The following is a 14,423-nucleotide window of genomic DNA, read 5'->3' as shown; positions in this document are numbered from 1 at the left end:
GGCACGATGCTGGTCTATTCCCACCCGTCCTGCCTGCTGCATGACCCCGGTCCCGGCCATCCCGAATGCCCGCAACGGCTGCAGCAGGTGCTGGACGCGCTGCACACCGCCTTCCCCGGCCAGCTGGACTGGCGCGAGGCGCCGCCGGCGAAGTTCGGCGAACTGACCCGGGTCCACGACAGCGCCCTGCTCGACTTCGTGCTGCAGCCGCAGACCGCACCGCTGCGCCAGCTGGACATGGACACCTGGACCTCGCCGGGCTCGGCCAGCGCCGCCGTGCACGCCGCCGGTGCCGGCGTCGCCGCAGTCGATGCGGTGATGCTGGGCGAGGACCCGCTGGCCTTCTGCGCGGTACGCCCACCGGGCCACCACGCCACCAGCAGCACCGCCATGGGCTTCTGCCTGCTGAACAACATCGCCATCGCCGCCGCCCATGCCCGCGACCGCCATGGCCTGGAACGGATCGCGGTGGTCGATTTCGACGTGCACCACGGCAATGGCACCCAGGACATCTTCCAGCATGACGCCCGGGTTTCGTACTACAGCACCCACCAGGCCGGGCTGTTCCCCAATTCCGGCCTGCGCCGCGACCGCGGTGCCGGCAACCTGATGAACATCCTGCTGCCGCCGGGAAGCGGCGGCTTCCGCTTCCGCAACGTCTGGGCCGACGAAATGCTGCCGGCCATCGACGACTTCCGCCCGCAGCTGCTGCTGATCTCGGCCGGCTTCGATGCCCACCTGCGTGATCCACAGGCGGATCTGATGCTGGAGACCGACGATTTCGCCTGGATCACCGGTGAGCTGCACGCGCTGGCACGCCGCCACGCGGCTGGCCGGGTGGTGTCGATGCTGGAGGGCGGCTATGACCTGCAGGCCCTGGCCGAGTGCAGCGTGGCCCATGTCCAGGCCCTGCTTACGCCATCCGCCGGCACCTCCGCCGGATGAACCCGAACCGGCAGGCTCCGGCGTCCTTCATTGCCCCTATGCAAGGGATGGGGCAAGCTACCGTCCGTTTTCGCCCGAATCCGAACCGCGTGCGCCGAGCCCTCCGCCTGCTTCCCCTGCCTCTGAGCATCGCCATCAGCCTTCCGGCAATGGCTGATGATAAGCCGCTCAACTGGGGCCTGTGCCCGGCCACCGACGTCATTCCCGCGTTCACCGACGCCCCCACGCCGGTCCCGGGCCAGGACAAGGCTGCCGCTGCGGCCGCCCGCGAGAACCAGCCGACCGACATCGAAGGCGACCAGCTGCTGGGTACCACCACCGTGCCGCAGTACGAGGGCAACGTGGCGCTGCGCCGGGGCGACCAGTTCGTCGGTACCGACAAGCTCAGTTTCGACACCGAGACCGGCAACTACATCGCCGACGGCAATGTCCGCTACCAGGACGGGTCGATCCGGATGGTCGCCAAGCGCGCCGAAGGCAACCAGGAAAGCGACACCCACAAGATCACCGACATCAAGTACCAGCTGGTGTCGCGCCGCGGCAACGGCGATGCCGAGTCGGTCGACCTGCAGGGCGCGGTCGGCCAGATGCACCGCTCCACCTACACCACCTGCGACCCGTCACAGCCGGTGTGGAAGCTGTCGGCGCCGCAGATCGAAGTGGACAACGACGAGGGCTTCGGCACCGCCCGCAACGCCGTGCTGCGGATCGGCAAGGTGCCGGTGCTGTGGGCGCCGTACTTCAAGTTCCCGATCGATGACCGCCGCAAGACCGGCCTGCTGTTCCCGCAGCTGGGCATGTCCGGCCGCAACGGTTTCGACTACGCGCAGCCGATCTACTTCAACCTGGCGCCGAACTACGACGACACGTTGACCCCGCGCTACATGAGCCGGCGCGGCCTGCTGCTCGACAACGAGTTCCGCTACCTCTACAACGGCGGCCGTGGCGAGGTGCTGACCAGCTACATGCCCAGCGACAGGCTGCGTGACCGCGACCGCGGCCGGGTGATGTTCGACGGCTACCACAACGTGAACAGCCACTGGCAGGCCCGCGCCAACCTGGCCTGGGTGAGCGACGAGCGCTATGTCGAGGACTTCGCCAACCGCCTGGTGGGCGTGACCGCCTCCAACCTGCAGAGCACCATTGGCCTGTACGGCACCGGCCAGAACTGGACGGCCGGGATCATGGCCGACCGCTGGCAACTGACCGACTACACCCTCAACGAGAGCGCGCTGCCCTACAACCGCCAGCCGCGCCTGTATTTCAACTGGGACAAGCCGATCCTGCCGTGGCTGGAAACCGGCATTTACGCCGAGGCCGTGCGCTTCACCCACGACGACATCAACTTCAAGTACGGCGCCGATGCCGGTCCGGACCTGCAGTACACGCGCAATGGCGTCCAACAGAGATCCGGAATCGGTGTGAGCGGTGGTTCGCGCTTGGACGTGAAGCCGTACGTGTCGTTCCCCATCAGCGGCGCGGCCTGGTACATCACGCCGACCCTGGCGTATCGGTATACGGCCTACCAGCTCGATCGCGGCCTGGTCGACGGCGTGAATGGCATCCGTGGCCAGATTCTGCGCTCGCAGGGCATCGACCCGACCACCGCCACCCCGGAACAGCTGCGCGGCAACACCTCGCCCAGCCGCAGCCTGCCGATCGGCAGCATCGACGCCGGCCTGTTCTTCGACCGCGAGACCAGCATCGGCGGCAAGTCCTTCCTGCAGACGCTGGAGCCGCGCCTGTTCTACCTGCGCACGCCGTACCGCAACCAGGACGAACTGCCGATCTTCGACACCCGTGACTTCACCTTCAGCTGGGGCCAGCTGTTCCGCGATTCGCGCTACACCGGCGCCGACCGCCAGAACGATGCCAACCAGCTGACCCTGGCACTGAGTACCCGTTTCATCGACCAGACCACCGGCAAGGAGCGGTTCTCGGCCTCGATCGGCCAGATCCAGTACTTCGACGAGTCGCGGGTGACCGTCACGCCGGGCGGCGCGCCGGTGGAGAAGGGCAAGTCGGCGTGGATCGCCGACGGCAACTACATGATCAACGACCGCTGGACCCTGGGCGCCACCTACCAGTGGGACCCGAAGTACAAGCGCGAGGATCTGGCCAGCGTCCGCGCCCGCTACCTGATGCCCAACGATGGCGTGATCAACCTGAGCTACCGCTACCGCATCAACGCCGGCGCCCCGGCGACGGCCAACAAGCATGGCCGCACCCTGCTGGAGCAGGCTGACCTGTCGTTCCTGTACCCGCTGAATGCGCGCTGGAGCCTGGTCGGTCGCTATTACTACTCGCTGCAGGACAAGGAGCCGCTGGAAATCATCGGCGGCGTGCAGTGGGACAGCTGCTGCCTGGCCGTGCGCGTGGTCGGCCGCCGCTACGTCCGCAATCGCGAGGGCGAGATGAACAATTCCATCCAGGTGGAGTTCGTACTGAAGGGCCTGAGCTCCATCGGCCAGGACACGGACCGCACCCTGCGCCGTGCTATCCTCGGCTACAACCGCGACGACCTCTATCTCGTGCCGCCCAGCAACACCGGGGTGACCCGCGATGACTACGATCCGAATCAGATCCCATGACCAAGCGCTTCCCCGTTCTTCTCGCCTCCCTGCTGGCGGTGTCCAGCGTGTCCGCCCCCCTGCAGGTGCTCGCGCAGGAGGCGCAGCCGTTGGACCGCATCGCCGCCGTCGTCGACGAGGACGTGATCCTGCAGAGCGAGCTCCAGCGTGCGATCGCCAACATCAAGGCGCAGTACGCCGGCCGTGAAAACCAGCTGCCGCCGGAAGACGTGCTCAGCCGCCAGGTGCTCGAGCGACTGGTGCTGGTCAAGCTGCAGGTCGCCCGCGCCCAGGGCAGCGGCATCCGCGTCAGCGACCAGGAGCTGAACCAGGCGATGAATGCCATCGCCCAGCAGAACGGCTCGGACCTGGATGCACTGCGCCAGCGCCTGGCCCACGACGGCATCGATTTCAACGATTTCCGTGCTTCGGTGCGAGATGAAATCACTGTGCAGCGCCTGCGCCAGAGCTTCGCGCAGAGTCGCATCAGCGTCAGCGAGGGTGAAGTGGACGCCGCGCTGAAGCAGCAGGCCACGGTGGGCAACCAGTACCACCTGGCACACATCCTGATCGCCCTGCCCGACGGCTCCAACGCCGACCAGATCGCCACCGGCCAGAAGAAGGCCGAGGGCGTGAAGGCCCTGCTGGACAAGGGTGAGCTGGACTTCAACGCTGCCGCCGTGCGTTATTCGGACAGCCCGAACGCGCTGGAAGGCGGCGATCTGGGCTGGCGCAGCCTGGATGAAATCCCGCAGGCCTTTGCCCAGCTGATGGAAAAGATGAAGCCCGGCGAAGTGGTCGGCCCGATCCGCGGCCCCAGCGGCTTCCAGTTGCTGAAGCTGGTGGAAGTGCGTGATGCCAGCGCCGCCAGCGGTGGCGCGCACACGGTCACCGAATACCACGGCCGCCACATCCTGGTGCGCGTGGACGATCACCAGACCGACGCTGCCGCCAAGGCCAAGATCGATACCCTGCGCGCCCGCATCGCCGGCGGCGCGGATTTCGAAACCGTGGCCAAGGAATCCTCCGAGGACAACAACAGCAAGGGCCAGGGCGGCGATCTGGGCTGGTTCCCGGTCGACGCGTTCGGTCCGGCGTTTGGCCAGCAGGTGGCCGGCATCCAGGACGGCGGCGTCAGCCAGCCGTTCCGCACCGATGCCGGTTGGCACATCGTGCAGCGCGTGGCCACCCGCCAGACCGACGTGACCAACGACAACCAGCGCGCCCAGATCCGCGAGACCATTGGCCGTCGCAAGCTGGAAGACGAGTACAACCGCTTCCTGCAGGAACTGCGTGGCGAAGCCTATGTCAGCTTCCGCAGCGGGGACCGCGCGGAAAATACCGCCACGCCGCCGCAGTCCTGACCGATGCGCCCCGAGCTCGCTCTGGTACCGGGCGAGCCCGCCGGGATCGGCCCGGAGCTGTGTGTCCGCCTCGTCCAGCAGCCGCGTGAAGATTGCCGGCTGCTGGCCTTCGCCGACCCGGATACCCTGCGCGCGGCCGCCGTCGCGCTGAACCTGCCCCTGCAGCTGCTGCCCGAGGACGCCGAAGCCCGCGCCCCGGGCGACCTGCGTGTGCGCGCGGTGGCCAATGCCATGCCCAGCCACTTCGGCCAGGCCGACCCGGCCAATGCCGGGGCCGTCATCGGCGCCCTGCTCGCTGCCGGCCAGGCCTGCCTGTCCGGCGAACTGCACGGCGTGGTCACCGGCCCGGTGCACAAGGCGGTCATCAACGAAGGCGGCATCGCCTACAGTGGCACCACCGAACTGCTGGCCGACCAGGCCGGGGTGAAGGTGGTGATGATGCTGGCCAACCCCATCGTGCGCGTGGCCCTGGCCACCACCCACCTGCCGCTGCGCGAGGTGGCCGATGCGATCACCGCGCCCAGCCTGGAACACACCCTTCGCACCGTGCACGCCGCGCTGTGCCGCGAGTTCGGCCTGCCCGCGCCACGCATCGCCGTGCTCGGCCTGAACCCGCACGCCGGCGAAGACGGCCATCTGGGCCGCGAGGAACTGGACCTGGTCATCCCGCTGCTGCAGCGCCTGCGCGCGGAGGGCATGGACCTGGTCGGGCCGCTGCCGGCCGATACCGCGTTCCTGCCGGCCAAGCTGGCCGGTTTCGACACCGTGCTGGCGATGTACCACGACCAGGGGCTGCCGGTGCTGAAGTACTCCGGTTTCGAGCAGGCGGTGAACCTGACCCTGGGCCTGCCCTACCCGCGCGTGGCGGTAGACCATGGCACCGCGCTGGACCTGGCCGGCCGCGGCATTGCCGATCCTTCCAGCCTGCAGGCGGCAACGACGCTGTGTGCGCAGCTTGCGCGGCAACGTACACTGAGCGCATGAATTCCCCGCATTCCCCCTCCGGCCCGGTGTTCACCGCACCGGCCAAGAAGCAGCTTGGCCAGCATTTCCTGGCCGATCGCCACTACATCGACAAGATCGTGATGGCGGTCAACCCGAAAGAAGGCGATCGCCTGGTCGAGATCGGTCCCGGCCAGGGCGCGATCACCCTGCCGCTGCTGCGCGTGCATCCGAAACTGACGGTGATCGAGTTCGACCGCGACCTGATCGCGCCGCTGACCGCCGCCGCCGAGCCGCTGGGCGAGCTGACCATCGTCCACCGCGACGTGCTGCGCGTGGACTTCACCGAGCTGGCTGCCGGCCAGCCGATCCGCCTGGTCGGCAACCTGCCCTACAACATCTCCTCGCCGATCCTGTTCCATGCACTGGAACATGCCGCGGTGATCCGCGACATGCACTTCATGCTGCAGAAGGAAGTGGTCGACCGCATGGCCGCCGGCCCCGGCAGCAAGGTGTACGGCCGCCTCAGCGTGATGCTGCAGGCCTATTGCCAGGTGACCTCGCTGTTCGTGGTGCCGCCGGGCGCGTTCCGGCCGCCGCCGAAGGTCGATTCGGCCGTGGTACGGCTGGTGCCGCGTGACCCGGCCTCGATCAACATCAACGACCACGCCCGTTTCGCCGAGGTGGTCAGGGCCGCCTTCGGGCAGCGCCGCAAGACCCTGCGCAATGCGCTCAACAACGTCGTGACGGCCGAGCAGTTCGTCGCCGCCGACGTGCGCCCCGATGCCCGCGCCGAACAGCTGGATGTGGCTGAATTCATCGCTTTGGCCAATGCCTCCTGATTACACTGCCGGTATGGAAGACGCTGACGTTTACGCCATTTCCGTCGAAGTCGCACCGCGCTTCCTCGACGACCAATCCGCGCCGGAAGACGGGCGCTATGCGTTCGCCTACACGATCCGCATCCACAACCAGGGCCGTGTTGCCGCGCGCCTGGTTGCACGCCACTGGCGCATCACCGATGCCAATGGCCGCGTCGAGCATGTCGATGGCGACGGGGTGATCGGCGAGCAGCCGCGCCTGCGTCCCGGTGAAGACTTCCATTACACGTCCGGTGTCATGCTGGGGACCGATCACGGGACCATGCAGGGCCACTACGACATGGTCGCCGACGACGGCACCGAATTCGCCGCGCCGGTCGCACCTTTCGTGCTGGCCATCCCGCGTACCCTGCACTGACACGGAGGCCGAACGATGAGTGTGTGGGCGATCGGCGACCTGCAGGGCTGCTACGACGTCACCCAGCGCCTGCTGGAGAAGATCCGCTTCGACCCGGCGCAGGACACCCTGTGGTTCTGCGGCGACCTGGTCAACCGCGGTGGCCAGTCGCTGGAAACGCTGCGGCTGGTGCATTCGCTGCGCGGGCACAGCGTGGTGGTGCTGGGCAACCATGACCTTTCGCTGCTGGCCGTCGGTGCACGCACCGAAGAGGAACAGCGCAAGGTCAACCCGGACCTGCTGCGCATCGTGCAGGCCGAGGACCGCGACGAACTGCTGGACTGGCTGCGCCTGCAGAAGCTGGTGCACGTGGACCGCGAGCTGGGCTGGATGATGGTGCACGCCGGCTTGGCGCCGAAGTGGACCACGCAGATGGCCGAAAAGCATGCCGCCGAGGTCGAGGCGCAACTGCACGGTGCCGGCTACCGCAAGCTGTTCCGCAACATGTACGGCGACAAGCCGAGCTGGGCGCCGAACCTGTCCGGCTACGACCGTTCACGGGCGATCATCAATGTGCTCACCCGTATGCGCTACTGCACCCCGCGCGGGCGCATCGGCATCGAGGACAAGGGCACGCCGGGCACGCAGGAACAGGGACTGTACCCTTGGTTCGAAGTGCCAGGCCGGGTCGAGCGCGACCTGAAGATCGTCTGCGGCCACTGGTCGGCGCTGGGCCTGACCATCACCCAGGGCGTGCATGCCATCGACACCGGCGCAGTCTGGGGCGGCAAGCTGACCGCGATCCAGCTCGATACCGATGAACTGCGCGTGGTGCAGGTGCCGGGCCGCGATGTCCCCGCACCCGTGCCCAACGCACGCATGCCAGCGCGACCAGCACGCGAGCGCCCGGCTGCATCGGCGCAGGGCAGGGATCCGGGCGGGGCCAGCGCCGCGGCCGCCAACCCGGGCAACCGTGGCCCGCGCCGCCGTCGTCGCCGTGGCGCCGGTGGGGGCGGCTCCGCAGGCCCTGGCAACAACGGGGCCCCGCCGCAGGCGTGACCTGATCGTTCCCGGCACCATGGACGGGTGCCGCTGCCCACTCCGGGCCCGGCCACCACCGGCGGTGGAAGCACCGCCCACGGTCCATCGCAGCCGTTGCGCGTCTTCGCCGCTGGGCGCAGCACGCGCGAAGAGGACCCGCGGTTCCAGCACGCCATCATCGGGCATTACCGGATGCCGTAGCGACAGCCCAGGCAGAGTCGACTGTCAGTCGACTATCGCGCGCAGCGCGGGTTTTTCGGGGGGCCGCCGAGAGCAGTCGACTAACAGTCGACTCTACCCCGTCGATATCCCCGTCGGTGTTTTCGTTGGTATTTGCGCGATCAGCGGCGCACGTAATGCACGAAGCGGAACGCGTAGACGTGGCGTTCGTCGGCCGGGTGCGGCTCGCTGCTGACTTCCCGCCAGTCCTGCATGTCGACTTCGGGGAAATGGGTATCGGCAGGCACTTCGGCATCGACCCAGGTCAGGTACAGGTCGCTGGCTTGGTCGAGCAGCTGGTGGAAGATCTCGCCGCCGCCGATGATGCACAACTCGCGGGCGCCCTCGCCTTCGGCAATCGCCTTGGCCTCGTCCAGCGACGCCACCGCGCGCATGCCCGCGAACGGCACCTGGCCGCTGCGGGTCAGCACCAGGTTGGTGCGCCCCGGCAGTACGCGGCCGATCGACTCGGCCGTCTTGCGCCCCATCAGGATCGGCTTGCCCAGGGTGAGCGCCTTGAAGTGCTTGAAATCATCCGGCAGGTGCCAGGGCATGGCATTGCCCTGGCCGATCCCACGGTTGCGGTCCAGCGCCACGATCATCGACAGCTTCATGGCACTCACACCGCCACCGGCGCCTTGATCGCCGGGTGCGGGTCATAGCCGTCAATGCGGATGTCATCGAACCGGAATCCGAACAGGTCGGTCACCTCCGGGTTCAACCACAGCTTGGGCAGCGCGCGCGGTTCGCGCGCCAGCTGCTCGCGGGCCTGCTCGAAGTGGTTCGAGTACAGGTGCGCGTCACCCAGCGTGTGCACGAAGTCGCCCACTCCCAGGCCGGTGGCCTGCGCCACCATGTGGGTCAGCAGCGCATAGCTGGCGATGTTGAACGGCACGCCGAGGAAGATGTCGCCGCTGCGCTGGTACAGCTGGCAGCTGAGCTTGCCGTCCACCACGTAGAACTGGAACAGGTTGTGGCACGGCATCAGCGCCATCTGCGAAAGCTCGCCCACGTTCCAGGCGCTGACCACCAGCCGGCGCGAATCGGGGTTGCGCTTGATCTCGTCCACCAGCCACTGCATCTGGTCGATCTCGCGGCCATCGGCGGTGGCCCAGCTGCGCCACTGCTTGCCGTAGACCGGGCCGAGATCGCCGTTCTCGTCGGCCCACTCGTCCCAGATGCGTACCTGGTTGTCCTTCAGGTAGCCGATGTTGGTATCGCCCTTCAGGAACCACAGCAGCTCGTGGATGATCGAGCGCAGGTGCAGCTTCTTGGTGGTGACCAGCGGGAAGCCTTTGTTGAGGTCGAAACGCATCTGCCAGCCGAACACGCTGCGGGTGCCTGTGCCGGTACGATCACTCTTCTCCGCGCCATGTTCCAGCACATGCGCAAGCAGATCCAGGTAGGCCTTCATGCCTTGCCCTCCGCAGCCATCACCGGTTGCGGCTGCAGCACGGGTGCGCGGCGCGACATCGCCAGCAGCACCAGGCCGAAGGCGATGAGCGGCAGGCTGAGGATCTGGCCGCGGGTCAGCCAGTCGAAAGCCACGTAGACGCCGTTGTCGGGCATGCGTACGAACTCCACCGCGAAGCGGAACAGGCCGTACATCAGTGCGAACAGGCCGCCGACCAGGTAGCGGTGGCGCGGCCTGGCCGAGACAGTCCACAGCACCACGAACATCACCAGACCTTCCAGCAGCGCTTCATACAGCTGCGAGGGATGGCGCGCGAACTGGTTCAGCGCGCCGGTGGCGAACTGCGCCTGCAAGGTGGCGTGGTCGAGCTGGTTCAGCGGCGCCGGCAGGCCCGACGGGAACACCACGCCCCAGGTACCGTCGGTGTACTTGCCCCACAGCTCGGCGCCGATGAAGTTGCCGATGCGACCAAAACCCAGGCCCAGCGGCACCAGCGGCGCCATGAAATCCATGGTGTCGAAGAAGTGCAGGCGGTGCTTGCGCGACCACCACCAGCAGGCGCCCAGCACGCCCAGCAGGCCGCCGTGGAAGCTCATGCCGCCATCCCATACTTTGAACAGCAGCAGCGGGTTGTGCAGGAAATCGCCCAGCGCGTAGAACAGCATGTAGCCGATGCGCCCGCCCAGCACCACGCCGAGCATGGCGTAGAACAGCAGGTCGGAGAAGCCGTTGGCGTCGACGCCCGGCAGGCGACCGGCGGCGATGCGCGTGCGTCCCAGCAGCCAGGCAGCGGTGAAGCCCAGCAGGTACATGATGCCGTACCAATGCACCTTGATCGGCCCCAGCGAGAGGGCGATGGGGTCGATGTCGTGGAAATAGATCATGGAAGGTGCCTTGCGGTTGAACGCCTATTCTCGGGCCAGTGCCGCCCCGGCTCAACCAAGGAGCTGGGGCGAGTTCGGCAACGCGTCATCGTTCGACCGCGTCGAGGCCGGGAAGTGCCCTTCGATCAGGCTGGAAACCTCGTCGATGGCATCCTGCAGCGCTTCCACCGGATTGGAACCACGCAGGCCCTCGCGCAGATGGGTGCAGACCCGCTGCCACTGCGCCGGGCTGACCCGGCCGCGCAGGCCGCGGTCGGCGACGATCTCGATGGCATGGTCGGCCAGCAGCAGGTAGATCAGCACCCCGTTGTTGTGAGCGGTGTCCCAGGTGCGCAGGCGTGCGAAGGCATGCTCGGCGGCCTGCCTCGGGGTGACCTTGTGCCACAACGCGGACAGAGGCAGATCGGCCTCCACAGAGAACATCACCTGACCGCCGTGGCGCTGCTCACCGGCGGCGATGGCCTCGGTGATCGCCTGCAGCGTGGCTGGCGGGAACGCGCGACGTACCGACGGCGAACATACATGGCGGAACAGACGTTGGATCATCACCAGCCTCCCGAAGCACCACCGCCACCGGAACGGCCACCGCCGCCGCCCCAGCCGCCTCCGCCGCCGAATCCACCACCACCGCCGAAGCCGCCTCCCCCGCCCCAGCTGCCGCCGCCCCAGCCACCACCGCCGGCAAAGCGCCCCGGGTGGCCGGACAGCATCGCCACGATCAGGCCAACCAGGCCGGCCAGGCCACTGGCCAGCAGGGTGGAGGTAAACAGGAACGCCGCCACGGCTGCGCCAGCGCCGCCGAGCAGGCCACGCAGCGGGCGCGGCACGCGCGCGAACACGCCGCGCAGGATGCTGCCGGCGAACACGCCGATGAACAGCGCCAGGAACCAGGTGTCGCCGCCACCGCCGGGCTCGCGCCCGCGATGACCGCTGACCGGTGCCGGCAACGCTTCGCCATCGATCAGCTTGACCAGCACGGCGGTGGCATCAGTGATGCCCCCGGCGTAGTCGCCGCTGCGGAAGCGTGGCACCAAGTACTCCTGGATGACCCGGTTGGCGATGGCATCGGGAATCGCGCCTTCCAGGCCGTAGCCCGGCTCGATCCGCACGCGCCGGTCGTCCTTGGCCACCACCAGCAGCACCCCGTCATCCACGCCCTTGCGGCCGATCTGCCACTGGTCGAAGACCCGCGTGGTGTACTGGGCGATGTCTTCCGGCTGGGTGGTGGGTACCACCAGCACCTGCAGCTGGCTGCCCTTGCGCTGCTGAAGGTCAAGCGCCTGCTGTACCAGCGCCTGCTTCTGCGCGGCATCCAGCGTGCCGGTGGTGTCGACCACCGGCGAATCCAGCGCCGGAACCGGCGCCAGCTGCTGAGCCTGCGCTGCCAGCGGCAGCCACAGCAGCAGAGCCAGCAGCGCAGTGGCCAGGCGCATGGGTCAGTGGCCCGGCTGCGGTGCCGGCTGCTGCTGCGGCGCGCTGCCGAAATCGACCGCCGGCGCGTTGGAGATCTGCGCTTCGTTGTCCACGGTGAAGTTCGGCTTGGTCTTGTAGCCGAAGATCTTGGCGGTGACCACCTGCGGGAACGAGCGGATGTAGGTGTTGTAGTCCTGCACCTGCTGGATGTAGCGGCCACGGGCGACGGTGATGCGGTTTTCAGTGCCTTCCAGCTGGGCCTGCAGGTCGCGGAAGTTCTGGTCCGACTTCAGCACCGGGTAGTTCTCGGTGACCACCAGCAGCCGCGACAGCGCGCTACCCAGTTCGCCCTGGGCCTGCTGGAACTGCTTGAGCGAGGCTTCGTCATCGGCGTTGACGTTGATCTGGCCGACACGCGAGCGGGCGTTGGTGACTTCGGTCAGCACGCGCTCTTCCTGGCTGGCAAAGCCCTTCACCGTCTGCACCAGGTTGGGCACCAGGTCGGCGCGCCGCTTGTACTGGTTGAGCACTTCGGACCAGCTGGCCTTGACCGCCTCATCCTTCTGCTGGATGGCGTTGTAGCCGCAGCCGGACAGCAGGGAGGCCAGCAGCATCAGGGGCAGGACACGGGTGAACAGGCGCATGGCGGAGGTTCCGGGTGGGCTTGGCGCCGAGCATGCCATGGTTCGGGTGAAAGACCGGCCATCGGGCGCCGCCCCCTCCGCGGTGGGTTGTGCTCATGGATCGCCTGGGTAGTCCGGGCGGGTGGGCATGGCGGGGGACGCCGTGAATCCGTCCCTGGAGGCTTAGCCGCGCCATCCATGGCGCGGATACCCCCGCCACGCCCACCCGCCCGGCCTCATACGGTTTCCTGCGCACCGCGGGAAGATCAAAGGAAAAAATCAAAAGCAAACGCCGGTTCTTCAGGCATTCGTGTTGACCAAGGTCGACACCTACCAGAGCGGAACGCCGTTACGACAGATCGCGGGAATCTGTCGAAGGCGGGGTGGGTCCGGTTGAGGGGGCGTGAGCCGCATGGATGCGGCGACCGAGCTTACATGGACGTACTTGCAGCGTCCCCCTCAACCGGACCCACCCCGCCAACCCACGGAATGCAGGCTTTTGCCGTTGACGTTGACGTTGATTCGGCGGGTGCAGGGCTGCAAGCCCTGCCGGAACCCCATATCACTCAGCAGGCCTCAGCCACCGCAGTGCGGCTACGCCCCAGCCATGCCAGCAGCAGGCCCGACGCGGCCAGCAGGCCACCGGCCACCGGAATCGCGGCGTAGCCCAGTCCCGAGCTGATCACCGCACCACCCAGCGCAGCTCCTACCGCATTGCCCAGGTTGAATGCACCCACGTTGATCGACGACGCCAGGCCCGGCGCCTCGCTGGCCACCTGCATCACCCGGATCTGCAGCGGCGGCACGAGGGCGAAGGTCGCCGCGCCGAACAGCAGTACACCCAGCGCCGCGGTGGCGTGGCTCATGAAAGCCAGCGGCAGCACGAACATCAGCACCGCCAGGGCAGCCAGCAGGATACGGGTGGCGCCATCGAGCGACCAGTCAGCCATGCGCCCACCGATGCCGTTGCCGAAGGTGAAGCCGATGCCGATCAGGGCCAGCGCCATCGCGATGAAGGCATTGGAGGCGCCGGTCAACTCGGTCAGTACTGGTGCGACGTAGGTGTACAGCGTGAACATCGCACCCGCACCAAGCACGGTAGTGGCCATGGCCAGCAGCACCTGCGGCTGCAGGATCGCCTTCAGTTCGCGGCGCACGTCCGGGCGCGGTCCCGGTGCGGACGCGGGCAGCGCGAAGCCCAACGCAGTGATCGCGACCAGGCCCAGCGCCGCAGTACCGGCGAAGGACAGGCGCCAGCCCAGCTGCTGGCCGACCCAGGTCGCCAGCGGCACGCCACCGATGTTGGCGATGGTCAGGCCCATGAACATGGTGGCCACGGCCGCAGCCTGCTTTTCCTTCGGCACCAGGCTCGCAGCGACCACCGCACCGATGCCGAAGAAGGCACCGTGGTTGAGGCTGGTGACCAGGCGCGACAGCAGCAGCATCCCGTAGTTCGGCGCCAGCGCAGACAACAGATTGCCGGCGACGAAGATCGACATCAGCAGCATCAGCGCGGTGCGCTTGCCGAAACGCCCCATCAGCAGGGTCATCACCGGCGCGCCCAGCATCACGCCCACGGCATAGGCGGTGATCAGCATGCCCGCAGTGGGGATGCCAACGCCGACGCCGTCGGCGATGACCGGCAACAGGCCCATCGGGGCAAACTCGGTGGTTCCGATGGCGAAGGCGCCAACGGCAAGCGCCAGCAAGGCGGCTCTGGAATTCATGGGGGAGTCCTGGGGGGCGGGAATCGGGAGTGCGTAGCCTGCGCGCTTTGCTGCGCCGGATTA

The 14,423-nt window shown here is 67.6% G+C and carries 13 protein-coding genes and 1 pseudogene; 7 read left to right on the top strand and 7 right to left on the bottom strand.

The window, feature by feature from the left end; translation table 11 throughout:
* Positions 1-6: 6 nt before the first annotated feature.
* From ROV95_RS06585 to ROV95_RS06555, 7 genes and pseudogenes are all read left to right on the top strand, one after another.
* Positions 7-945 (top strand): histone deacetylase family protein, encoded by a 939-nt coding sequence (locus tag ROV95_RS06585; RefSeq protein WP_019661122.1) that lies wholly within the window; start codon positions 7-9, stop codon positions 943-945.
* A complete protein-coding gene (gene lptD / locus ROV95_RS06580) occupies positions 942-3,536 on the top strand; it encodes an LPS-assembly protein LptD (RefSeq protein ID WP_312543593.1) in 2,595 nt (864 codons plus the stop codon). The genes ROV95_RS06585 and lptD overlap by 4 nt, the downstream gene beginning before the upstream one ends.
* Positions 3,533-4,864 (top strand): annotated as a pseudogene (locus tag ROV95_RS06575) (peptidylprolyl isomerase); the annotation flags it as partial. The gene lptD and the pseudogene ROV95_RS06575, both read left to right, overlap by 4 nt.
* An 18-nt stretch (positions 4,865-4,882) precedes the next feature.
* A complete protein-coding gene (pdxA, locus tag ROV95_RS06570) occupies positions 4,883-5,863 on the top strand; it encodes a 4-hydroxythreonine-4-phosphate dehydrogenase PdxA (protein ID WP_019661120.1) in 981 nt (326 codons plus the stop codon).
* Positions 5,860-6,663 carry a 16S rRNA (adenine(1518)-N(6)/adenine(1519)-N(6))-dimethyltransferase RsmA gene (gene rsmA / locus ROV95_RS06565; RefSeq protein WP_312543590.1) on the top strand — a complete coding sequence of 268 codons (804 nt, stop codon included), beginning with the start codon at positions 5,860-5,862 and terminating at the stop codon, positions 6,661-6,663. Before pdxA ends, rsmA begins: the two co-directional genes overlap by 4 nt.
* A 13-nt stretch (positions 6,664-6,676) precedes the next feature.
* A complete protein-coding gene (gene apaG, locus ROV95_RS06560; protein ID WP_005412297.1) occupies positions 6,677-7,060 on the top strand; it encodes a Co2+/Mg2+ efflux protein ApaG in 384 nt (127 codons plus the stop codon).
* Positions 7,061-7,075: 15 nt separating this feature from the next.
* On the top strand, positions 7,076-8,098 hold the full coding sequence (locus ROV95_RS06555; RefSeq protein WP_312543589.1) for a symmetrical bis(5'-nucleosyl)-tetraphosphatase: 1,023 nt from the start codon (positions 7,076-7,078) through the stop codon (positions 8,096-8,098).
* A 323-nt stretch (positions 8,099-8,421) separates the two neighbouring features.
* Here ROV95_RS06555 and ROV95_RS06550 read toward each other — a convergent pair whose 3' ends face one another.
* The 7 genes from ROV95_RS06550 to ROV95_RS06520 form a co-directional block, all read right to left on the bottom strand.
* Positions 8,422-8,913: a dihydrofolate reductase gene (locus ROV95_RS06550; RefSeq protein ID WP_155028976.1), complete on the bottom strand. Its 492-nt coding sequence runs from the start codon at positions 8,911-8,913 to the stop codon at positions 8,422-8,424.
* Positions 8,914-8,918: 5 nt separating this feature from the next.
* Positions 8,919-9,713, bottom strand: coding sequence for a thymidylate synthase (locus ROV95_RS06545; protein WP_021203184.1), 795 nt, complete (start codon positions 9,711-9,713; stop codon positions 8,919-8,921).
* Positions 9,710-10,597 carry a prolipoprotein diacylglyceryl transferase gene (gene lgt / locus ROV95_RS06540; RefSeq protein WP_312543588.1) on the bottom strand — a complete coding sequence of 296 codons (888 nt, stop codon included), beginning with the start codon at positions 10,595-10,597 and terminating at the stop codon, positions 9,710-9,712. Before lgt ends, ROV95_RS06545 begins: the two co-directional genes overlap by 4 nt.
* Positions 10,598-10,648: 51 nt before the next feature.
* Positions 10,649-11,143 (bottom strand): TPM domain-containing protein, encoded by a 495-nt coding sequence (locus ROV95_RS06535; RefSeq protein WP_312543586.1) that lies wholly within the window; start codon positions 11,141-11,143, stop codon positions 10,649-10,651.
* Positions 11,143-12,030, bottom strand: coding sequence for a TPM domain-containing protein (locus tag ROV95_RS06530; RefSeq protein ID WP_312543584.1), 888 nt, complete (start codon positions 12,028-12,030; stop codon positions 11,143-11,145). Before ROV95_RS06530 ends, ROV95_RS06535 begins: the two co-directional genes overlap by 1 nt.
* A 3-nt stretch (positions 12,031-12,033) precedes the next feature.
* On the bottom strand, positions 12,034-12,654 hold the full coding sequence (locus ROV95_RS06525) for a LemA family protein (RefSeq protein WP_312543583.1): 621 nt from the start codon (positions 12,652-12,654) through the stop codon (positions 12,034-12,036).
* A gap of 545 nt (positions 12,655-13,199) precedes the next feature.
* Positions 13,200-14,360: an MFS transporter gene (locus tag ROV95_RS06520; protein ID WP_197575277.1), complete on the bottom strand. Its 1,161-nt coding sequence runs from the start codon at positions 14,358-14,360 to the stop codon at positions 13,200-13,202.
* Between the last annotated feature and the right edge of the window lie 63 nt (positions 14,361-14,423).

The organism is Stenotrophomonas maltophilia group sp. msm1, assembly GCF_032025805.1.
GTDB lineage: Bacteria > Pseudomonadota > Gammaproteobacteria > Xanthomonadales > Xanthomonadaceae > Stenotrophomonas > Stenotrophomonas hibiscicola.
This window is presented reverse-complemented; position numbering and strand designations above follow the sequence as displayed.